Source organism: Streptomyces sp. NBC_01520, assembly GCF_045040375.1.
GTDB lineage: Bacteria > Actinomycetota > Actinomycetes > Streptomycetales > Streptomycetaceae > Streptomyces.
Window position 1 is genome coordinate 2,389,050 of the sequence record NZ_CP109404.1, and the last position, 20,692, is coordinate 2,409,741.

The following is a 20,692-nucleotide window of genomic DNA, read 5'->3' on the forward strand; positions in this document are numbered from 1 at the left end:
CACTCGAAGGACGTGCCCCGCAGACCCCGGGGCGGGCAGCTCCGACCCTGCGCGACGGTCTCCCCCACGACGACCCGTACGCACCCGTTCGGGTGCACCGCCGGGCGTCCGTCAGGGCGTCCTCCAGGGCGTCTCTCAGGGTGCGCCGACCGTCACCACCTGCCCCTGGGCGTCGACGGTGAGAGCGATGCGCTCGACCTTGTTCGTCAGTGCCAGGGCCGCCCATGCGACGCCCCACACACAGCACGAGAAGACGGTCAGGAGGGCGTGCAGCACATGGTTGACCGGCTGCCCGCGTACGAGAACGGCCTGGCTCCCCGAACGGGACTCCACCCGCCACCCGGCGGCGATCCGCTGACTGACCACCCAGTCCAGGATCAGGCCGCGCTGCGTGGCATCGGGCACCGCGCCGCCGGCCCCGTAATACCCCGGGGGCGGCTGGAGTGACGCCGCCTCGCCCCGGGGCGCTCCACGAGGCTTCATGGGGCTCACCTCCAGGTGTCGAGGTCGCCGCCTCGCCATTCGATCAACTCCGGCTGATCCAGGTCGATCTCCTCGACCCCGTGGGCGAACCCGGCCTGCCGCAGGAACGAGGCCACGTCCCCACGCCCGTGCGCGAGCCCGACGATCTGCCCACGCACGGTCACCCGCCGCCCACCGGACGGCGAGGGCGGATACACGATCACAGGCGGATGACCGGACATGCCTCCACGGTCCCCCGCCCCCCGGCGGACCGCATCCCGGGGGCGGACGGCACGGTCGTTCGAGCATGTGGTGAACGGTGAGGCCCCGACCGCAGGTCGCGGTCGGGGCCTCACCACCTGTCCGCAGCCGATCAGTGACAGCCGTGATCCGGCACGGACCCGGTACGTCCGGAGATCAAGTCGTCACTCGTCACGAACTGGTGAAGCGGACGGACCAGGCGTACCCGCTCAAACTGTCATGCGGAACGCGCCGGACCTCTCTGACCTGGCAACTGTCGTGGGCGTACTTGAGGGCGAACCGGTCGTGGCGCTGCGTGTCGGTGAGATCCTCCATGGACAGAGGCGCTCCGACAACAAGATCTTCGTGAAGGACTTCGTCCTGGGTGGTGCCGTTCGAACAGGCCGAGCAATGGTGCGTTTTCGGTAGGGCCATACGTTCAGTGTCCTCCCAATCCGAAAGCTGTGACGTTCACGGCGCACACAGGCACGCTCCCCAGCGCCCCGATCGAGGACGGACACCTCCCCCGGGACGGCCGGTGTCCCCTCGATCCTCCGCGCCCCCACGCCGCTCCCAGGAGGATATTCACGGCGGTCCCGGCCGGTGATACATCCCCCCTCCCTGCTGCCGTTGACGTCAATCGCGGATGACGGACGACACGCAAGCCGTGAGGCACCGCGCCCGTTCTGTCCGTTGCAAGCAGGGCCGCCCACTGGGAGGATTCCGCCATGTGGACAGCAGTGTTGGGCTTGCTCCTTGTGCTCGGTCTGGCCTCGGCGATCAACCAGGCGCGCAAGGGACGGTGGTACACCGCTGGTGGAGTTCTCCTCCCGGTCCTGGGCATCGACCTGATGCTGCTCGGCAGCATGGAACAGGATGACCGGTTCTTCTGGTCGGGTGTCGCGCTCTCCCTCATCGGGTTCGGCATGGAGTTCATGGCGTACCGGAGGACTCGCGCCTCCGGAGCAGGCGCCTGAGCCCAAGGTCCGAAGCCCCCGCCGGGCAGGGGGCGCGGAATGCCAGGCGCCTCTTCAGCCCGGCCGTGAGGTGCACGGCGTGAGCCCGTTCATGTGCCCGGGCCAGTTGAACCGGGAGCACCGCGGCAAGTGTGCCGGCACTGCGTCCGAACCGCTCGACTGCCCAAGCCGAGGGCAAAGCCTCTCCCTCACCCGACACAGACATAAAACGTCCCTCCCCGGTCGCCCGCCTACCAACTGTGTGACAGGAACACGAAGTGGGGGCAAGGGAGCGATCCGGCCAGACGGTGCAAAAGTGAGCCTGCACGGGCCGCGGTCGAGTACGCCGCCGACGGCGCAAAGGTCGTTCACAGGCCGTGCCGGAGTCACGCCGGTATAAAGCTCGGCCACCAGGGAGGAACGTTGCCAGGGCACAACGGGTCGGGGTAGGAGTCCGGCATGCCGAGCCATGTAACAAGGAACCAGGTGAACCACAGGGTGAGGACGAGCCCTGCCATCAGGGCTGTCGTGTGATGACGTCTTCCGACAGTGCCCTGCAGGACCACCCATGGAACCGCCGCGGCGATCCAAATGAGCGGCGCAAGAAAGAGCAATGCCGTGCCGTTGGCAGCTGCGTTGCCGCCGACGTCACAAGCAGCCCACACCGATCCAATGGCCACGATGGTCACCACCGCGGCCAGCCCACCGAAGACGGCGCCAAAGCCAGCTCCTCGGACCCAGCGGCTTGGAGGAACCGGCGGCTCTGCTCCCACGTAAATCTCCCCCGCTCACCTAGATTTGGTTGTGCGCCGACGTGATGTCAGCAGTGAATGCTGGATCACGGGTTCGGCATCTGCTCTTCAGCCGCCCTACGCGGTCGTGCCAGGGCCTCCGCCGCACGCCTGTCAGCGGCCTGCTTCTGCTCTATGGAGGCCCGCAGCTCCCAAGGAGTCGGCCATGGCGCGCGCCGGTGGATCATGCGGTGGCAGTTGGCGCATATGAGGGCGAGATCATTGAGCTTGGTCCGGCCTTCGCCCGCCTCATGCAGAGGGACAATGTGGTGACACTCGATGTACCCGCTTCCGCGGTCGCCGTAGACCTGCTCGAAGTCGAAACCGCATGCTTCACAGGTGAGCTGACGGCCCTGGCGCAACACTGCATCGATCTTCTTCTTGCGCAAGCCTTGTTCCGCTCACGGCTCCGGTGGCGGCGTAGCAGCAACTTGCCCTCGGGAGCGTCGTAGTCGTCTTCCTCCTCGGCCTCCGGAAGCAGGTCCTGGAAATCGCCTGAGGTCAGACCCTGCCGAATACGCTGAGCCACCTCCGTCATCTCAGCCGGCCGGGCAAGGAAGTCATTCATGACTTCGACATCAAGCACATTGCCGTTGGTGGGCTTCCCCAGGTAGTCCGGGTGACGCGACGTGATGTCAACTGTCTTGCGGGCTACGCCGCCGGGGTTCCTGAACAGCTCATTCCGCAGTTCTTCCGGATGGATCGGCATGACCTGTAGCAGTGCAGACAGCTCGACCACGCGTGGGTCGTCGTACTCCAGCCGCTTCCAACCGTTAGCCATGGCCAAGTCACAGGCGAGGATGATCTCGTCACGAGTCCAGTCGGGGCTCCGAGACGAGCGGATCACGAACCCGAGTCCGGCAAGCCACCTGGCGGCGTGCGACCTTCCCCCACTCAACTCGTCCGGCCTCAGCACTCGGCCTTGATCGAACTCGTGGGCCACACCAACAATGGCCTTGGAGTCGTATGTCCGTTCCTCGTGCACGAGGAGGTACCCGGTTGCCGGCTTGTATCCGTACTTGGACAGGAACCCTTCGCGTCCCAACTCGTCATACTCGGCTACGGCCTTGAGGACGCCATCCCGGCTGATCGCACCTTTGCGCATGGCGGAAGCGTACGTGCGGCCACTGACAGTCATGAACGGGTTCCGTGGCCAAGATCGACCCGCCGGAGGCATCTCTTGAAGCCGCAGGCTTGGTCTCGGCTCATGCCCTCGGGCCTGCCGGGCGCCCCTCGGCGGCGGCAGCGGCAGCGCCGAGGGGGCCTAACGAGTTGGTGGGGCTCTTCGGGATCACCGCTAAGACCGCCATGCGCTACGTTGCTGCGGCGTACCCGGAGCGGACGGCCCGACTGCCCCGTTGACCACCCGGCAACTGAGGTGATCACCACGGCGGACCGTCAGCTGGTCTCTTGGGACAATCAGCCATCGAAGCGGTTCCAGTCGATAGGGAGGCCGGCCAGCGGGTCCAGGGCGCTTCGGTGGGTGGCGCCGGCCCAGGCATCGAATGCTTCGCCGTCCTCGCTGCTGACATGCACGACGAGGCCGGGGGCCACATAGAAGCGGTTGGGCGCCCAGGGCCAGAAGGGACGCAGGGGCACAGGGTGCAGCGCTTCCGTGAGTCGCTCGACCTGTGGTGCAGTGAGTTTGCGGGCCAGGGCGAGGTATTCGGCGCCCATGGAGGCCTCGAAGAGGGAGAACTGGATCAGGAAGCCGCTGAGCGGTTCCTGTTCGGCGATCGGCTCCTCGTCGAATGCACGGAACCAGACAGTCGGATCGGCTTCAGGTCCCTCAAGCGTCCACAGGAGTGACCAGAAGAAGCCTCCTTGGTTCTCGACGCCGAAGACGAGCATCTCCCCGAGATGGTCGGTGTGCAGGTCTGGCTCGGGCAGGATCCTGTTCTGGATTCCGAGGGCACCCGGCCGCTGCTTCGCGAGCCGGTACAGCTGTCTCAGTCCGCCGGGAAGGCGTGACGCGGAGTCACTGGTAGGCGATTCGGTGGCGTCTGCGGTCGGGTACCAGCCGGTGACGAACTGCTCAAGAGCTGCCGCACGGTCACCGTTCACATTCCCCAGCCACTCCAAGTCCGGCAAGTGCTCAGGTGGAAGTGGTGGGCGCACTCGGTTGAGGAGTTCTCTGCTCAAGGGTGCTTCAAAGCGCAGTTCACAGTCGGTGAGAACGCCATCGGAGGTGCCAGCCTGGCTCACCTGGGCGGTGCCCAGGTACAAAACTTCACCTCTGACGCGGACCGCGATGTGGATCGGCAACGAGCCTTCGTCCACACCCCAGGGCGCCCCCATGAGCCGCTCTGTGACCGGCGCCGGTGCGGGCCCGATCAAGCGGACCTCCTCAGCGTTCCACACACCGCTTTTGGCGGGTGCGTCACTCGCTTCCGCGATGATCACCATTCCGGCCGGGCCTATGACGACACTGGCACCGCCCACCGTGAAGCGCCCGGGTACCACCGAGCCGCCGACGAGCACGGGTACGTACTCCCGATCGAACACCAGCGCTGGAATTACAGCGGGAACCTGATCATTCATTCCCGCATCATCCTCGACCACGACCGGTCACCCCCAATGCCCCGCACCGAACCCGCTTCCGACACCGCCTCCAAGGCTGACAGGCGAGTGGGTTCGTCATCTCTCCGCTCCCGGAATCCGCGAACCCACGCGTTTCCGACCTGAACGACTTCAAAAGCATCAACGACACCCACGGGCACGCCGCCGGGGACGCCGTCCTCACCGCCACCGCCGCCCGGCTGACCGCCTGGTGCGACCAGCACGGCATCGCCGCCCGCCTCGGTGGAGACGAATTCACCGCCATCGTCACCCACCCTGATCGCACCCCCGGCCTCGACGCCCTCAATGAGGCCCTGTGCCGGCCGATTCCCTACCGCGGCTGCCTGCTGTCGGTTTGCGCCTCGGTCGGTAGCTGCAATGTCGCTGACCTGCCCGTGGCGACCCTCACGGACGCCCTCGCCGCCGCAGACGCCGCCATGTACGCGGTCAAAGGCCACGGCCGCCGAACCACTCACCTGTAACCGGCCCTCGGGGCGGCTTCCACCGCCAAGTTTCCGCCGCCCCGAGAGCCCTGCCCCTCCATCCCAAAGGACCGAAGGAGAACCCTCATCATGGCCCAGCCCACCCCTGCCCCGGGACGCATCTGCCCCGCCTGCGACGGCTTCGCCTCCGCCGCCATCACCCTCGGCGGCCACGACCGCAACGGCAACCGGCGCACCATCACCGCCCACTGCCGCACCTGCCACGGCACCGGCACCACCCGGCCCCTGCGCACCCTGCTCGACACCGCGGCCACCGCCGCCTTCACCCACCGCTGACCCGCCGCCGGGACACCGCGCCCTCGGGCCCGGTGTCCCGGCCTTCGCCTTTGAGAGGAGGACTCCACAGTGACCACGACGATCACACCGCCCCCGGTGGGTGAACTCGCGTTCCTCGCCCGGCTGGGCACCATGCCCGGCCTCATGCGCCAACTGCGCGGCCTCGGCGGCTGCACCACCGACCCGCCTCGATGGCCAGCGCACCGACGTGCACGCCGCCACCGGCGAAGTCCTGCACGAACTCACCTCGTCGCATCTGCCCGCCGGGCATCTTCTGGTCCGCTGCAACAACCGCCGCGCCACCCGCTGCCCGGCCTGCGCAGAGACCTACCGGCGCGATACCTACCAGCTCATCACCGCCGGACTCCGCGGCGGCAAAGGCACCCCCGAACGCGTCGCCACCCACCCCCGCGTCTTCGCCACCTTCACCGCACCCGGCTTCGGCCCCGTCCACAACCGTCCCGCAAACGGGCGCTGCCGCTGCGGGACCCAGCACCCCGACGACGCAGCCGAGTTAGGCACCCCGCTCAACCCGGCCACCTACGACTACGAAGCAGCCGTGCTCTGGAACGCGCACGCCTCCAAGATCTGGGCCCGCTTCTCCATCTACCTGCGCCGCGAAGTCGCCAAGCGCGCCGGACTCAGCCAACGCGCCTTCAAGGAGCACGCCCGCGTTTCCTTCGCCAAAGTCGCCGAATACCAACGCCGCGGCGCAGTCCACTTCCACGCTGTGATCCGCCTCGGCGGCCCCAGCAGCAGCGACACCCCTCCCCCGGCCTGGGCCACCCCCGACCTCCTCGCCGACGCCATCCGAGCCGCATCCGCGGACGTACCCGGCCCGGTCATCGACAGCCGCGCCCATTCCTTCGCCTTCGGCCGACAGCTCGACATCCGCCCTATCCGCTCCGCCGACTTCGACGGTGGCACCGAGCTGACCGAACGGGCCGTGGCCGCGTTCATCGCGAAGTACGCCACCAAGGGGGCTGAGACCGCGACCGGCACCCTCGACCGCCCGCTGAAGTTCCTCGCCGAACTCGCGCAGATGACGCTCACCGACCACGCCCGCCAGATGATCCGCACCGCCTGGACCCTCGGCGCACGCAAAGACCTCGCCGAACTCCGCCTCCGCGCCTGGGCCCACATGCTCGGCTTTCGCGGCCACTTCTCCACCAAAACCCGCCGCTACTCCACCACCCTCGGCGCACTCCGCACCGCACAAGCCGAATGGCGACGCCTCCAAGCCGCCATCGCCCACGGTGACCAAACCCCCGTGCCGGCCGATCCGGACAGTGACGACACCACCCTCGTCCTCGCCCACTGGACGTTCGCCGGAACCGGACTCACACGCGGCGAGGAATGGCTCGCCGCCTCCGTTACACCCGCCCAGGAAGGAGACATCGCCGCATGACTGACCGCCTGCTCACGGTGAAAGAGGCCGCTCAACTCCTCGGTACGACCGTCCGCTTCCCTCGGCGCCTGATCGCCGAACGGAGAATCATGTTCGTAAAGGTGGGGCGGCATGTCCGCATCCCTCAGACCGCGTTGGCCGACTTCATCGCGGCTAACACGGTGCAGCCGATCGTCACGAGTCGTCGGCGCTATGGGGCGGTGGCCTGATGGCGAACCAGAAGGGCAAACGTCGCCGTTTCGGCTCGGTCCGCAAGCTGCCGTCCGGCCGCTTTCAAGCGCGCTATCCCGGTCCGGATGGTCTGCTGCGCTCTGCTCCGGAGACGTTCCCCACGTAGACTGATGCTGATCGCTGGCTGGTGCGCAAAGAGGCCGAGATTATCGAGGGGCGTTGGCAGAATCCGGACGAGAAGATCGTGTTCGGTGTCTACGCCGGAGCCTGGTTCAAGGAACGGGACTACGCGGCCACGACCCGGGAGCGCAACGGCAGCGCGCTCCGTTTGCACGTCCTGCCAGCCTTCGAGCGTGCGGTGCTGAGTGAGATCACGACGCCGCAGATACGGCGTTGGCGGGCGGATCTCCTGGACGCGGGCGTGGGTGAGCCGACTGTGGCCAAAGCTTGCCAGATCCTTCGCGCCATCATGAACACGGCGGTGGATGACGGCGTAATCCAGCGCAATCCGTGCCGCATCAAGGGTGCTGGCGCTGCGAAGACTGCCGAACGGCCGTTCCTCGAAGTCACGGAAGTCTTCCAACTCGCCGAAGCGGTGCCAGTACGGTTCCGCGTCTTCATCCTCCTGGCTGCCTTCACCGGCCTGCGCTTTGGTGAGTTGGCCGCTCTCCAGCGGCGTGATGTGGACCTCGAACGGCGCACCGTCTCCGTGCGCCGCGCGCTTGCCGAGACGCGGACCGATGGGCTGCTGATCAAGGCTCCCAAGAGTGCGGCCGGAGTCCGTACCGTCGCGTTCCCGGCGTCGCTCGGGGCCGAGGTGGTCACACATCTCGACCAGCACGCCGAGCCGGGCCGCACGGGTCTGATTTTCACCGGTGCGCGAGGCGGACAGCTTCGCCGGAACAACTTCCGCCGCATCTGGCTGCGGGCTGTCGAGGAGTCCGGGCGCGGGGACGTGCATTTTCACGATCTCCGGCACACGGGCAACACCCTCGCCGCGACGGGTGGTGCGACGACGCGTGAGCTGATGCAGCGCATGGGGCACTCGTCGGTGCGGGCTGCACTGATCTATCAGCACCTGGTCAACGGACGCGACCATGCGATCGCCGCCCACGTCGACGAGCAGATCAAGAAGGTCCGGCCGGCCGATCCCGCTAAGGGGGGTCCGGAGGAGGCATCTGGCACGTGAGTGGCACGGCGCCACTCCTTCGCCGGAATCACGGAGGAACGAAGAAGGCCCAGGCTCTCGGCTTACTGCCGGTGACCTGGGCCTTCGTCGTGTGTCCTGCTGGTGGGCGCGGACGGTTTCGAACCGCCGACATCTGCTTTGTAAGAGCAGCGCTCTACCCCTGAGCTACGCACCCGTGGATGAGGCAACAGGTTACATGGCTTACGGCCCCGGTCGGCAATCCGGTTACGGGCCCGTCCGGGACCGGCAGGTCCAGGGGCCGCGGGCCGGGCATGCGGGGGGATATCCCCACCCGGAGACGGTAGCCGTCCGGATCGTCCCGGGGGCCTGTCCTTACCTACGGTGGGACCACACCGGCAGCGCCAGCAGGGGGACCCGATCGCGATGACCAGCCGTATCCGCACCCACGCATTCGTGGCCACCGGAGCAACCGCCCTTCTCCTCGTGGCCCTCAGCGGCTGCGGCACGGGGGCCGACGACGCGCCCGTCGAGCAGAAGGCGTTCCCGTACAGCGGGAAGAACCTCACCATCGACAGCGGGAACTCGACGGTGGACGTCGTGCCCGCCGATGTGGAGCGGATCGAGGTGACCCGCCGGGTCGACGGGTGGGTCGTGTTCGGCAGCGGGCCGGATCCCGTCTGGAAGCTGGAGGGCGACAAGCTGACGCTCGGGGTGAAGTGCAGCGCCGTGATCAGCAACTGCGACGCTCACCACGAGGTGAAGGTGCCCCGTGGGACCGTCCTGACGGTGGACTCGGACAACGGGACGGTCACCGCCTCCGGGTTCGACACCGCTCTCACGCTGTCTTCCGACAACGGTGAGGTCTTCGTACGCGATTCCAGTGGGCCGCTGGACCTCAGGACCGACAACGGCTCCGTCGTGGCCGAGCGGGTCTCGGCGGCGTCCGTGGTCGCGCGGTCGTCCAACGGGGAGGTCGAGCTCGGGTTCAGCGGGGTTCCGGATCTTGTGGACACCGTCACGGACAACGGGAGCATCACCATCGACCTGCCGAGGAGCGGCGGGGCGTACGCGGTGTCCACCTCGACCGACAACGGTGACGTCCACGTCGGCGTACCACGCAGCGACTCCAGCAAGCACGTGGTGAAGGCGCGCAGCTCGAACGGGGAAGTCACCGTCCGAAGGGCGAACTAACCGACCCGTGTATTCGTCCTTACTGGTGGGAGAATGAACCCGGCAGGGCGATACGGCACGGGAGAGGGATGTGACGGCGACACACACGCGGCCGCAGGCGAAAGCGAGTGGTGGTTCGGCCGTCAAGGACGTCCTGGTGCTGATGCTGCTGCCGGTGCCGTTGTTCGCGGCCTCGCTGTCGGCGGCCTTCGCCGGCGGGGGTACGCGGCGTTGGTTCGGGGGGCGTGGTGAGAGCCAGCGGGCCGACGCGCAGGCGGCGAAGGACGATGCCGCCGCCGCTTTCTACGAGCTGGACACCGCTCAGCGCGATCTGAAGATCTCGATCGAGACGATCACCGCGGTGGACAGCTCGCCCCGGGGCCGCAAGGCGGCGGAGGACTTCGCGGCGCTCGGCCGGCGGATCGACGAGGTCAGCCACGCGTACATCACGGCGGTCGACGCGCACGACCTCGACCGGGACGATCTGGAGCCGTCGGCGGCTGCCGGTGCGCGGACGCAGCTGACCCGGGCGAAGGACGATCTCGTACGGGTGAAGGGTGAGCTCGACCGTTTCGCCCAGGGGCTCGGGCCGCTGCTCGGCAGCGCGGAGACGCAGCTCGCCCGGCTCGCGCCCGCCGTGGAGCGCGCCCGTCAGGCTCTGCTCGGCGCGAGCAACGCCCTGGACACGGTCCGTGCCTCCGGGTTGCGGGCCGACGATCTCGCTGCTCGGCTGGCAGCCCTCGCCCCGGAGCTGACCAAGCTCAACCAGGGCGCCGGGCGGCACGGCGTGGCCGAGACCCTGCAGCGGGCGGACCAGGTGCTGCGCGATGCCGAGGCGGTGCGGGCCGAGGCGGACCGGCTGCCCGAGCGCGCGGCGGAGATCGACCGGCGGCTGGTGTCGCTGCGGACCCGGGCCCAGGCACTGACGACGCGCGCCGGGCAGGTCGAGCCGGTGCTCAGCGAGCTGCGGCGGCGTTTCTCGGCCGCCTGCTGGCAGGACCTGCAGCCGGTTCCCGACCAGGCGGCTGCCAATGTCCGGCAGGCCGAGGAGAAGCTGGTGGAGGCCGCCACGGCACGGGCCGAGCAGCACTGGGCCGACGCGACGGCCCGGCTGAGTACGGTACGGGCCCTGCTCAACGCCACCGACGAGGCGGTATCGGCCGCCGGTGACCGGCTGCAGCGGCTGGACGCCGTGGCCAAGGACCCGCAGACGGAGATCGACCGCACCCGGTTCGCGATCCGGGACGCCCAACGCCTTGCCATGGCCGGGCGCCACACCCCCGATCCGCGCCACGCCCGTCCGCTGGACGACGCCGTGGCCCGGCTGGAGCGGGCGATCGCCGGACTGGAGGGGCGGCATCCCGACTACTGGCACTTCCTGACCGAGACGGAGGCCGTGCGACAGGCGACGACGCGGGTGGTCTCCACGATCCGCGAGGACCTGGGCGGCGGCGCCTGAGCGTCCCGACGCCCGGCCGCGTCCCGACGCCCGGCCGCACATCGGCGCTCTGCCGCCTCGGCCGCACCCCCGGCCGGGCCCCGCCATGATTCCGATCCGATTTGTCCCCCGCTGTCGGTGGGCAGATGCTGGAGGTACGCAGCGGCTCCCGCTGAGGCGTTCCGGGCCGCACGCGGCCGAAGGAGATGGTCATGGCCACACAGGTCCTGCATCCCACGGGTCGGCGCCGCAAGGCCACCCGGCTCGATGAACACCTGCCCGTCGACCACCGGCTCAGCCAGGTCTACCGGGTGGGGGCAGGCCTGATGGGCCTGCTGCTCCTCGTCTTCGGCATCCTGGGGCTGATCGACCGCATCGGCTTCTTCGACACCGGCGGCGACACGGTCGGTGGCCTCAACACCAACGGTGCGCTCAGCGTGCTGTCCATCTGTGCCGGCCTGCTGCTCTTCGCCGGGATGGTGATCGGCGGGAATCTCGCCTCGACGCTGAACATGGTCCTCGGCATCGCCTTCATCCTCAGCGGGTTCGTGAATCTGGCGCTGCTGGACACGGGGCTCAACTTCCTCGCCTTCCAGATGCAGAACGTGCTGTTCAGCTTCGTGGTCGGGTTGCTGCTGATGATGTTCGGCATGTACGGGAGGGTCAGTGGCGGTCTGTCCCACGACAATCCGTACTGGCGGGCCCGCCATCCCGAACAGGCCGCCCACGAGGAACGCCGCAGGCGGCCCCCGATGCCCGAGATCACGCGGGAAAGGCCCTAATCTGGGGCCATGCCTCGTTACGAGTACCGTTGCCGCCCCTGCGGCGAGACGTTCGAACTCAGCCGTCCCATGGCCGAGTCCTCCGCTCCGGCCTCCTGCCCCGCCGGGCACGAGGACACCGTGAAGCTGCTCTCCACCGTGGCCGTCGGCGGCTCCGCCGCGTCGTCCGCTCCGGCCGCCGGGGGCGGAGGCGGAGGCTGCTGCGGTGGCGGCTGCTGCGGCTGAGCAGCCGCGCCGCACCCCGTACGCCCGGAGCCGCTACACCCTGCGGGAGAGCGTGAGGCCGTCCGCCACGGTCAGCAGCACGCTGTCCGTCCGCGGATCGGCGCTCACGTGGTCGTTGAACTCCTTGATCGCGGCCGCGGCGCCGGTCGCCCCGGGGTCGGTGACGCCGCCGTGGAAGAGGACGTTGTCCGCGACGACGAGCCCGCCGGGGCGCATCCGGGGGACCAGCTCCTCCCAGTACGCGATGTAGTTGCTCTTGTCCGCGTCCAGGTAGGCCAGGTCGATGTGCGGCTCCGCGGGCATGGCGCGCAGGGTGTCCAGCGCCGGTGCGATCCGCAGGTCGATCCGGTCGTCGACGCCCGCCTTCCGCCATGCCTCGCGGCCGTAGGCGGTCCACTCCTCCGAGATGTCGCAGGCGATCAGCCGCCCGTCCTTGGGCAGCGCCAGGGCCATCGCGAGCGCCGAGAAGCCGGTGAAGGTTCCCACTTCCACGATGTGCCGGGCACCCGTCAGTCTGACGAGGAAGGCGAGCAGCGGCCCCTGTTCCTCCGCGGACTGCATGCCCGCGTGGTCCGGGAAGCGGGCGTAGGTGCTCTCCACGAGCTCGCGCTGCACGACGTCCAGCGGCGGGTTGTGGGCCAGCATGTACGCGTAGAGCTCGTCGGTGATCGCGGTCTGGTTCCCCTTGGACACAGCGCTGCTCCCTCGATCGCGGCGGCCCGGCACGGTTGCCGGTGACGAGTCCGGGCGCGTCAGCCGCCCGCCCTCCGCTGTGGGTCGGCGGCGAGCAGGAAGCGGCGCAGGATCTCCTCGCCCGCGGCGACGCCCCGGTGCCGGAGCATATCCGTGTGGGGGGCCGTCCAGCCGCTGTCGGCGAGCTCGCCATGTCCCGGCCGCCAGCCGCGGTCGGCGGCGAGGAGCAGGTCGGCGTCCAGGAGCGAGTCGCCGGCGGCGAGCGTCGTCGTGGCGCCGCAGCGGCGGGCCACCTCCGTCATCGCGGCGCTCTTGGTGAGCGGCTTGGGTACGGCGTAGATCTTGCGGCCCTGCAGGGACACGGTCCAGCCGCGGGGGTCGGCCCAGGCGGACAGTTCCTTCACCCAGCCCTCGGGCAGGGCCTGGCGTTCGACCACGAGGTAGACGAAGACGCCCTCGGCGACCCGTTCCTTGAGCAGCCAGGCCGGGTCGGCCGTGGCCAGGAGGTGGGCCCGGACCTCGGCGAGGGAGGCGCATTCGTCGGCGAGCCGGCCGGCCACCTCGGCCTGCCAGTCCGGGTCGGAGACCCCGTCGACGAGGAGGTGCCCGCCGTTGGCGCAGATGGCGTACCGGGGCGCGGGGCCGGGCAGGTGGATGCGCCCGTACTGCTCCCGGGTCCGGGTGGTGGTCGGTACGAAGACCGTGGTGCGGGCCAGTTCGGCGAGCAGCGCCGCGGCCTTCTCCGTCATGTAGGAGAGCGGCTTCCGGTCGTAGACCTCCACGCAGAGCAGCCGCGGGGCCTCCTCGTCCGGCATGGCCAGCTGGAGCGCGGCCGCGGAGTAGATCAGGGTGCGGTCGAGGTCGCTGGCCACCAGCGTCACGGGAGCCCCAGGCCTCTCGGGAACCCCAAGGGCCACAGGAGCCCCAAGTGTCTTGGGGACCCCCAGCGTCACAGGAGCCGCAGACGTCTCAGAGCCCTCGGGCATCACGGGTGTGGTCACTTCGCCGTCACCGCCGTGCCGTCCGCGCCGGTCGCGCCCCGGGTGAACTTCGGATGGATGAGCCCGACACAGGTGTACGGGAGTCCGTCGACCTCCTCGACGGGTACGCCGCGCTGCTCGGCGAGCAGCCGTACGTGGTCGAGGTCCGCGCCCGCACCGCGCTTGGCGAGGATCTTCCAGGGCACGCGGCGCAGCAGCACCCGGGTCGTCTCGCCGACCCCGGGCTTGACGAGGTTCACGTCGTGGATGCCGTACTCCTCGCTGATCCGCTCGACGGCGGCCCAGCCCTCCCAGGTGGGGGCGCGGTCCGCGGCGAGCAGTTCCTTGGCCTCGGCGTCCACGGCGTCGGCGACCTCGTCGAAGCGGGCGGCGACCGTGTCCAGGAAGTAGCCGGAGACGTCGGAGCCGGCGAGCTCGCGGTAGAACTTCCCACCGTGGAAGTCGTGCGGGCCGACCAGGTCGGCGCGCAGGACCGTGCGGGAGATCAGCCCGGAGACCGTGGAGTTGAGGCAGGCGGACGGGATGAGGAAGTCCTCGCGCGTTCCGTACGTACGGACACAGCCGCCCGGGTCGGCCAGTACGGCGATCTCCGGGTTGAAGCCGTCGAACTCTTCGAGGGCGACTGCGAGTTCGCGGGTGATGGCGCCCTTTCCGGTCCAGCCGTCCACGAAGACGACGTCCGCCGGGTCGTGGTGGGCGGCGAGCCAGCGCAGGGCGTTGGCGTCGATGCCGCGGCCCCGGACGATGGAGACGGCGTAGTGCGGCAGGTCGAGTCCGTGCCGGTGCTGCGCCCAGCGGCGCATGAGGACGCCGACGGGGGTGCCGGCCCGGGCGAGGGAGACGAGGACGGGGCGGGGGCCGCGCTCGGCGAGGACCGTCTCGGTGACGGTGCCGACGGCCCGGGCGATACGGGCCGCGGAGGTGGCCAGAGCCGCCTTGAAGAGCTCCTGGTACTGCGGGCTCGGCTGGTACTCGACGGGCAGCGATTCGGCGTAGTGCGCGCCACCGCTCTGTATCGCCTCCTCGCGCTCCTCGGTGGGCGCCTCCAGGACCGTGTCCGAGAGGTCCTGGAGCAGCCAGCCGACGTCGTCCGCCGCGTAGGAGGAGAAGGCGGGGCCCCGGAGGGGTTCGGGCAGCATGGCGGCTTCCTGCCTGTGGGGGGTCGGCGACGGGGCGTACGAGGGGACGACCGCGAGCAGGACCTGGCCGGTGTGCGCGGCGAGCCGGGCCAGCAGTCCGTCGGGGGCGTGCAGTGCGGGGGTGTCGGCGGTGGAGTCGACGACGGCGACGACGGCGTCGAAGCCCGCTCCCGCGACGTTGTAGGCGTAGCGGTCGCCGGGTCCGTCGGCGGGGTCGTCGTGGGCCGGGAAGACCAGGCGGCTGCGTATCGCGTAGCCGGGGTCGTCGACGGCGAGCACGGGCGAGCGGGTGGTGGTGGAGTACCGCACGTCGGCCGTGGTGGCGTCCTCCAGGGCGGTGCCGAGCCGCAGCGGCGCGTACATCAGCTCCTCGAAGCCCAGGACGAGCACCCTGCGGGCGTCGCCCAGCGCGGCGGCGATTCGGGCGGCCAGGTCCGGCAGGGCCGCTTCGAGGGCCGCGCGGTGGGCGGGGGTGAAGCCGTGGCGTCCGCCGTCGGGGACACCGGCCGGCCAGTCCAGCTCGACCCTTACGGGGGCCGGGCGGGGGCCGGGATCCACGAAGGAGGGCGAGGACGGCTTCTCGTGGGAGGCGACGAGGCTGCGGCCCTTCTCCAGGACACCGTCCGGCAGCCGCACGGTGCCCGAGGCGCGGGCCACCAGGTCCACCCGGGCGCCTATCTCCTGGGCGAATTCGGCGAGCCGCCCCTGGTCGGCCCCGGACCGCATGTCCACGAGCGTCACGATGACGTACCGGTCGCGGGGGTAGCGCTCGTGGAGGGCGCGGATGGTGTTGAGGACGGTGTTGCCGGTGGAGAACTCGTCGTCGACCAGCACCAGCGGCGCACCCTGTCCCGCGCTGTTCAGCAGGTCCGGGTCCTCGGGCAGCAGCAGGTGGGACGTGGCGTGCGAGTGCGACTCCTCGAAGCCGCCCGCCGGTGCGACACCGGCGACGGGGCGGCGCGTGGAGTGGAGGTACGGGGCCACCCCGAGCCCGTCCGCGACGGCGTGGCCGAGGCCCGTGGCCGTCTCCGCGTACCCGAGGACCACCGCGCGGCCGGCTTCGGTCTCGCCCAGCAGGTCCCGCACGCGCTCGCCGAGCTCGAAGCCCGCCCCGTACACGACGGACGGCCGCTGGGGCACATGCTTGCCCAGGACGTTCGACACGAGCAGATGGGCCCGCTTCGGGTTGCGGCGCAGGGCGAGGCCCAGCAGCTCCCGGAGTTCCCCGTCGCCGACGAGCTCGACTCCGAGCCGCTCCGCGACCCAGTTACCCGACCACTCCACGTCCACTGCCTCTTCCCTCGATGCCGATACGTGCTCACCCATGATCGTGCTCAGTCCGACAGCCCCGCGGCCAGGAGCTCCACGAAACCGATGTCCTCCCGCGCCACCCCGAAGACCTCGGCCCTCTGCAGGGTGCGCTCGGCCCAGGCGCGGTGCGGTTTCACTTCGTTCATCTTGTTCGTATACGCGGATCGCAGCACTCCGCCGCCGCCCCGCTCTGGCCGGAGGATGTCCTGCGCGTCGCTGTACTCCTCATGGCTGACGACCGAGAGCGCGTGCACGGGCTGCACGTGGGAGGGGTGGATGCACGTCTTGCCGAGCAGGCCGTTGGCCCGGTCGAGGTCGATCTCCCGCAGCAGTCCGTCGAGGTCGTGCTCGATGAGGGCGGTGCGCAGCTCCTCGGCCCGTCCCATGAAGGGGCTGCGGCGCAGCTGGGGCTTGAACATACGCTCCTGGAGCCGGAAGTACTCCCACACGGGACCGGTGATGGTGAACCCGGTGCCGTCCGCGCGGCCCAGCACATTGACGACGTCGCCGATGACGGCGCCGACGATCTGGACGTCGTACGCGGTCATGTCCGGGGCGCGGCGCAGACCGTACGCCGAGCAGAAGTCGGTTACACCGAGTCGCAGCGCGAGTACACGCTGACGGTACTTGTCGACGGTGCGGGCGATTCCCTGGAGGGTTTCGGCCCTGCTCTCCAGATGAAGGAGTTCGGGAGATTCGAGGACGGGCATCGCGAACAGCCGGTGGCCGCTCGCCGCTTCGGCGGCGGTGAGGGCCTCCAGGAACAGCTCGCCCCGTTCCTCCGTGAATTTCGGAAGTACAAATCCAGACAACAACCGGACCGAGCTGCCGAGGCGCGTCACGAGGTCGGAGATCTGCTCGGGTTCGCGGACCCTGATGAAGAGCAGCGGCACCTCGGCGGCCCGCGCCTGAAGGTCCTGGAACTGCCGGACCAGATTCGCCTCGGCGCCGACCACTTCGGCGTCGTCGATCGAATCCTCCAGGCAGAGCACCATGGAGACGACACCGCGCCCGGCCAGTTTGATCACGTCGTCGGCCAGCCGGGGCCGGGTCGCCGGGCTGTAGAGAGTGGCTCCCAGAGCCACCGACAGCATGCGGGCGGACGAGCGCGCGTCGAATTCGCACGGCTCCTTGAAGAACAGCCCTTCACGGGCAACGGGCGAGATGTGCCCGAAATGACGCATGTGATTCCCCCGTACTGCCTGACAGGCCGGACAACGTATGGCCGAATAGTACGTACGGACAGGTGTCGGCGGTTCCCCGTCCGTATGAACTTCGGGTAACTCGGCCCTTTCCCACACCTGTCGCGGCGCGCCTCCGTGCCGCGTTCGAACAGCCCCTGGCCTACTGGTTCGGACCCCCGCGTTGTCCGGGTGGCCCCCCAGCAGGCAGGATGACCGGCATGACGCACGCGATGCTGAAGGGCTCGAACGTCCCTCTCGATGCCACGGCCGTACGGGCCGTGCTGCGCTGGACCCCGGGCGCCGGGGTCCCGGATGTGGACGCCTCCGCCCTGCTGCTCGGCACCTCCGGCCGGGTGCGTTCCGACGAGGACTTCGTCTTCTACAACCAGCCCCGGCATCCCTCGGGCCTGGTGCGCCGGCTGCCCAAGCGAAGCGTCCCCGACGGGCTCACGGACACGATCGAGGCGGACCTCTCCGCGCTCGACCCCTCCGTGGACCAGGTGGTCATCGCCGCGTCCTGCGACGAAGAGGCATTCGAGCGGGTTCGTGACCTGCGCATATCGCTGTACGACGCGGCGTCCGCGGACGGCGATCCGCTCGCGGTCTTCGACGTGAGGGCGGAGACCGGCGAGGAGACCGCCATCATCTGCGGCGAGCTGTACCGGCGCGGCGACGGCTGGAAGTTCCGCGCGGTGGCCCAGGGCTACCCGACGGGCCTGGTCGGGCTGGCCACCGCTTTCGGGATCTCGGTCGACGAGGCGGAGGCGGCTGCCGAGCCGGAATCCTCGGCCGCACCCGTCACTCCCGCACCGGAGCCGTTCGCGCTGCCTGCGCCCTCCGCACCCGAACCCGACTCCCAGGCGACGGTCCAGCACCAGCAGCCCGCGTACGGCTACCCGCAGCCCGCGGCAGCCTCCCAGCCCGCGTACGGCTACCCGCAGCCGTCCCCGGACCCGCAGCAGCCCGCCTACGGCTACCCGCAGCCGTCCCCGGACCCGCAGCAGCCCGCGTACGGCTACCCGCAGCCCGCGGCCGGGGCCGCGCACGCCGCCGACCCGAATTTCGTACTTCCGCCGCAGGGCCCGCAGTTCCTCAGGTCCTGAGCCGCACTCCGGTCCGGGGCCGGCCCACCGGTCGCCCGTCACCGCGGGCACTCAGGCCCGCGTCTTGTAGCCGCGTCCCCACTGCATGCCGAAGCCGTACATCCGGTCCAGCTCCGACTGGAAGCCGTACACGAACTTCACCTCGCGCCGCACGATCAGCTCGCCCTTGACGTTCTCCACCGTGAACACGGCGCAGGAGCGGGCCTGCGGGGCCCGTTCGTCGAGTTCGATCTCGATCCGCGGGCCGTTGCCCGGGTAGAGCGTCACCTTCGCGTGCGTACGGTCGAAGGCCGGGGTCTGGTCGTAGATGTAGACGAAGAACAGCAGCCGCTTGATCTCGTCGCGCTTGTCGAGGTTCACGTAGACCGTCTCGCCCGACGGCGCCCCGAAGCGGTCGTCCCCGCTGAGCCTGATGTACGGCGCCGTGTTCAGGTCGCCGATGAGATTGCCCAGCGGCTGCACCACGCCCTTGGTGCCGTCCGTGAGCTCGTACATGCAGCCCAGGTCCAGGTCGACGTTGACCATGCCCTGGGTGTGGGCCTGGACCACATCGGGCTTGAAGAGCTTCAGCGGGCGCAGCAGCCGGCCGCTCTCCCGCGACCTGCCCCCGATGTCCGACGTACGCATCCGCCAGGAGAGGTTGACGCGCAGGTTGCCCGACAGCGCCCCCTGCTTGTTGAGCGAGACCGTCGCATTGCGCCTGGAGAGCACGATGGAGTTCGTCGCGGAGTTACCCGATTCGAACTGCGCCGCCCCCCGCAGGCCGTCCCAGAAGGCCATCCCAACCCCCACATGTAGTCGCTACCGTCCCGGCCCGCGCACACGCCCCGTACGTCACTGCGGGGCGGCCGTCGGGTCGGGTCCGGGTGTTCCCGGAGAACCGCCGCCGTGGGCCGCCCCGCAGAGAGAGCGTTCCTCATTCCCTACCGGGTCACACCCCGGAGGAGACTTCCGCCGGGGAATCGGGGCTGCCGCCGTCGCCGCCGGCAGCGGCGAGCGCGTTGTTGCGGCGCACCGAGGACCAGAAGGACCAGCCGATCAGCACGACTCCGACGAGACCCGTGATGAGCTCGTTGATCTCGAACCGGATGGTGACGAGAAGGATGACGGACAGCGCGCCGATCGCGTAGTGCGCGCCGTGCTCCAGGTAGACGTAGTCGTCCAGCGTGCCCTGGCGGACCAGGTAGACGGTGAGCGATCGGACGTACATGGCGCCGATACCGAGGCCGAGGGCCATCAGCACGATCTCGTTGGTGATGGCGAATGCGCCGATGACACCGTCGAAGGAGAAGGACGCGTCGAGGACCTCGAGGTAGAGGAACATGAAGAACGCCGCCTTGCCCGCGAGCACGACCGCGGAGACCGGCTTACCGGCCTTCTTGGCCTCTTCCTCGGCCTCGTGTTCGCGCTCCTCCTCCTCCTCGAGCTTGTTCTCGAAGAATCCGGAGAGCCCGCCCACGACGAGGTAGGTGATCAGACCGGCGATGCCGGCGAGCAGGACGGTCTCCGCCTTGTCCGCGTGAGCGCCACCGTGCTGGTGCGCCTTGGGCGCGAACCACATGGCCGAGATCAGCAGGACGATCAGCGCGACACAGACCGACAGCATGTCGACCTTGCCGAGCTTGGCGAGCGGGCGCTCGAGCCAGCCGAGCCACTGGATGTCACGGTCCTCGAAAATGAAGTCGAGGAAGATCATCAACAGGAACATGCCACCGAAGGCGGCGATGGACGGATGCGCGTCCGTCACCAGTTCCTTGTAGCGGTCCGGGTCGTTGAACGAGAGGTCGATGGCCTCTATGGGCCCGAGCTGGGCGCTGATGGCCACGATCACGACGGGGAAGACCAGCCGCATACCGAAGACGGCGATGAGCACACCGATGGTGAGGAAGATCTTCTGCCAGAACTCACTCATCTTCTTGAGGATTCCGGCGTTGATCACCGCGTTGTCGAAGGACAGCGAGATCTCCAGGATCGACAGGATCGCGACGATACCGAAGGCCTGCCACCCCCCGTAGAACACCGCTGCGACCAGGCCGGCCGCGGTAACCGCGAACGACCAGCCGAAGGTTTTCAGAATCACTGGCACCCCATCGTGTGTGTACGGACCTCCCCCGGTGAGTGAGGGGCTCC

The 20,692-nt window shown here is 69.3% G+C and carries 22 protein-coding genes, 1 tRNA gene and 2 pseudogenes; 11 read left to right on the top strand and 14 right to left on the bottom strand.

What is annotated here, in order from left to right; genetic code table 11:
• Nucleotides 1-135 precede the first annotated feature (135 nt).
• The 3 genes from OG524_RS10860 to OG524_RS10870 all read right to left on the bottom strand — a co-directional run bounded on the left by OG524_RS10860 (nucleotide 136) and on the right by OG524_RS10870 (nucleotide 1,038).
• Complete coding sequence (locus OG524_RS10860; protein WP_405391125.1) at nucleotides 136-483, bottom strand: hypothetical protein; 348 nt, start codon at nucleotides 481-483, stop codon at nucleotides 136-138.
• A 5-nt stretch (nucleotides 484-488) separates the two neighbouring features.
• The gene (locus OG524_RS10865) at nucleotides 489-704 is read right to left on the bottom strand and encodes a hypothetical protein (RefSeq protein ID WP_405391124.1); all 216 of its coding nucleotides are present in this window, start codon (nucleotides 702-704) and stop codon (nucleotides 489-491) included.
• Nucleotides 705-894: 190 nt separating this feature from the next.
• Nucleotides 895-1,038 carry a hypothetical protein gene (locus OG524_RS10870; RefSeq protein ID WP_405391123.1) on the bottom strand — a complete coding sequence of 48 codons (144 nt, stop codon included), beginning with the start codon at nucleotides 1,036-1,038 and terminating at the stop codon, nucleotides 895-897.
• A gap of 392 nt (nucleotides 1,039-1,430) precedes the next feature.
• On the opposite strand from OG524_RS10870, the gene OG524_RS10875 reads away from it, so the two are divergent.
• Nucleotides 1,431-1,679 (top strand): hypothetical protein, encoded by a 249-nt coding sequence (locus OG524_RS10875; protein ID WP_405391122.1) that lies wholly within the window; start codon nucleotides 1,431-1,433, stop codon nucleotides 1,677-1,679.
• A gap of 365 nt (nucleotides 1,680-2,044) precedes the next feature.
• Here OG524_RS10875 and OG524_RS10880 read toward each other — a convergent pair whose 3' ends face one another.
• From OG524_RS10880 to OG524_RS10895, 4 genes are all read right to left on the bottom strand, one after another.
• On the bottom strand, nucleotides 2,045-2,350 hold the full coding sequence (locus tag OG524_RS10880; protein WP_405391121.1) for a hypothetical protein: 306 nt from the start codon (nucleotides 2,348-2,350) through the stop codon (nucleotides 2,045-2,047).
• Nucleotides 2,351-2,496: 146 nt separating this feature from the next.
• Complete coding sequence (locus tag OG524_RS10885) at nucleotides 2,497-2,730, bottom strand: HNH endonuclease (protein ID WP_405812446.1); 234 nt, start codon at nucleotides 2,728-2,730, stop codon at nucleotides 2,497-2,499.
• Nucleotides 2,634-3,554 (bottom strand): HNH endonuclease, encoded by a 921-nt coding sequence (locus tag OG524_RS10890; protein ID WP_405812548.1) that lies wholly within the window; start codon nucleotides 3,552-3,554, stop codon nucleotides 2,634-2,636. Before OG524_RS10890 ends, OG524_RS10885 begins: the two co-directional genes overlap by 97 nt.
• Nucleotides 3,555-3,868: 314 nt before the next feature.
• Nucleotides 3,869-5,011, bottom strand: coding sequence for a hypothetical protein (locus OG524_RS10895; RefSeq protein WP_405810011.1), 1,143 nt, complete (start codon nucleotides 5,009-5,011; stop codon nucleotides 3,869-3,871).
• Nucleotides 5,012-5,130: 119 nt separating this feature from the next.
• Here OG524_RS10895 and OG524_RS10900 point away from each other — a divergent pair, with 119 nt between their 5' ends.
• The 5 genes and pseudogenes from OG524_RS10900 (at nucleotide 5,131) to OG524_RS10920 (ending at nucleotide 8,555) form a co-directional block, all read left to right on the top strand.
• On the top strand, nucleotides 5,131-5,490 hold the full coding sequence (locus OG524_RS10900; protein ID WP_405812447.1) for a diguanylate cyclase domain-containing protein: 360 nt from the start codon (nucleotides 5,131-5,133) through the stop codon (nucleotides 5,488-5,490).
• A gap of 90 nt (nucleotides 5,491-5,580) precedes the next feature.
• Nucleotides 5,581-5,787, top strand: coding sequence for a hypothetical protein (locus OG524_RS10905; protein ID WP_405391119.1), 207 nt, complete (start codon nucleotides 5,581-5,583; stop codon nucleotides 5,785-5,787).
• A gap of 132 nt (nucleotides 5,788-5,919) precedes the next feature.
• Nucleotides 5,920-7,195, top strand: a pseudogene (locus tag OG524_RS10910) (replication initiator).
• A complete protein-coding gene (locus OG524_RS10915; protein WP_405391118.1) occupies nucleotides 7,192-7,404 on the top strand; it encodes an excisionase family DNA-binding protein in 213 nt (70 codons plus the stop codon). Before OG524_RS10910 ends, OG524_RS10915 begins: the two are co-directional and overlap by 4 nt.
• Nucleotides 7,404-8,555 (top strand): annotated as a pseudogene (locus OG524_RS10920) (tyrosine-type recombinase/integrase). The gene OG524_RS10915 and the pseudogene OG524_RS10920 overlap by 1 nt, the downstream one beginning before the upstream one ends.
• Before the next feature lie 100 nt (nucleotides 8,556-8,655).
• On the opposite strand, the gene OG524_RS10925 reads toward OG524_RS10920, so the two are convergent.
• Nucleotides 8,656-8,730, bottom strand: a tRNA-Val gene (locus tag OG524_RS10925).
• Nucleotides 8,731-8,939: 209 nt separating this feature from the next.
• Between OG524_RS10925 and OG524_RS10930 the strand changes: the two genes are divergently transcribed.
• The 4 genes from OG524_RS10930 (at nucleotide 8,940) to OG524_RS10945 (ending at nucleotide 12,131) form a co-directional block, all read left to right on the top strand.
• Nucleotides 8,940-9,707 (top strand): DUF4097 family beta strand repeat-containing protein, encoded by a 768-nt coding sequence (locus tag OG524_RS10930; protein WP_405810013.1) that lies wholly within the window; start codon nucleotides 8,940-8,942, stop codon nucleotides 9,705-9,707.
• A 70-nt stretch (nucleotides 9,708-9,777) separates the two neighbouring features.
• The gene (locus OG524_RS10935) at nucleotides 9,778-11,145 is read left to right on the top strand and encodes a hypothetical protein (protein ID WP_405391034.1); all 1,368 of its coding nucleotides are present in this window, start codon (nucleotides 9,778-9,780) and stop codon (nucleotides 11,143-11,145) included.
• Between the two features lie 191 nt (nucleotides 11,146-11,336).
• Entirely contained in the window at nucleotides 11,337-11,906 is a 570-nt protein-coding gene (locus tag OG524_RS10940) for a DUF4383 domain-containing protein (protein ID WP_405391033.1), read from the top strand.
• 9 nt (nucleotides 11,907-11,915) lie between these two features.
• On the top strand, nucleotides 11,916-12,131 hold the full coding sequence (locus tag OG524_RS10945) for a zinc ribbon domain-containing protein (protein ID WP_405391032.1): 216 nt from the start codon (nucleotides 11,916-11,918) through the stop codon (nucleotides 12,129-12,131).
• A gap of 33 nt (nucleotides 12,132-12,164) precedes the next feature.
• On the opposite strand, the gene OG524_RS10950 is transcribed toward OG524_RS10945, so the two are convergent.
• From OG524_RS10950 to OG524_RS10965, 4 genes are all read right to left on the bottom strand, one after another.
• On the bottom strand, nucleotides 12,165-12,824 hold the full coding sequence (locus OG524_RS10950) for an O-methyltransferase (protein WP_405391031.1): 660 nt from the start codon (nucleotides 12,822-12,824) through the stop codon (nucleotides 12,165-12,167).
• A gap of 59 nt (nucleotides 12,825-12,883) precedes the next feature.
• Nucleotides 12,884-13,696, bottom strand: coding sequence for an HAD family hydrolase (locus tag OG524_RS10955; protein WP_405391030.1), 813 nt, complete (start codon nucleotides 13,694-13,696; stop codon nucleotides 12,884-12,886).
• A 125-nt stretch (nucleotides 13,697-13,821) separates the two neighbouring features.
• On the bottom strand, nucleotides 13,822-16,290 hold the full coding sequence (locus OG524_RS10960; protein ID WP_405810016.1) for a phosphoribosyltransferase: 2,469 nt from the start codon (nucleotides 16,288-16,290) through the stop codon (nucleotides 13,822-13,824).
• An 8-nt stretch (nucleotides 16,291-16,298) separates the two neighbouring features.
• Nucleotides 16,299-17,459 carry an HpcH/HpaI aldolase/citrate lyase family protein gene (locus OG524_RS10965; RefSeq protein ID WP_405391028.1) on the bottom strand — a complete coding sequence of 387 codons (1,161 nt, stop codon included), beginning with the start codon at nucleotides 17,457-17,459 and terminating at the stop codon, nucleotides 16,299-16,301.
• A 209-nt stretch (nucleotides 17,460-17,668) separates the two neighbouring features.
• On the opposite strand from OG524_RS10965, the gene OG524_RS10970 reads away from it, so the two are divergent.
• The gene (locus OG524_RS10970) at nucleotides 17,669-18,562 is read left to right on the top strand and encodes a TerD family protein (RefSeq protein ID WP_405810018.1); all 894 of its coding nucleotides are present in this window, start codon (nucleotides 17,669-17,671) and stop codon (nucleotides 18,560-18,562) included.
• Between the two features lie 51 nt (nucleotides 18,563-18,613).
• Here OG524_RS10970 and OG524_RS10975 read toward each other — a convergent pair whose 3' ends face one another.
• Both OG524_RS10975 and OG524_RS10980 read right to left on the bottom strand, forming a co-directional pair.
• Nucleotides 18,614-19,342, bottom strand: coding sequence for a Tellurium resistance (locus OG524_RS10975; RefSeq protein WP_405391026.1), 729 nt, complete (start codon nucleotides 19,340-19,342; stop codon nucleotides 18,614-18,616).
• A gap of 151 nt (nucleotides 19,343-19,493) precedes the next feature.
• Nucleotides 19,494-20,642 (bottom strand): DUF475 domain-containing protein, encoded by a 1,149-nt coding sequence (locus tag OG524_RS10980; protein WP_405810020.1) that lies wholly within the window; start codon nucleotides 20,640-20,642, stop codon nucleotides 19,494-19,496.
• Nucleotides 20,643-20,692: the final 50 nt, after the last annotated feature.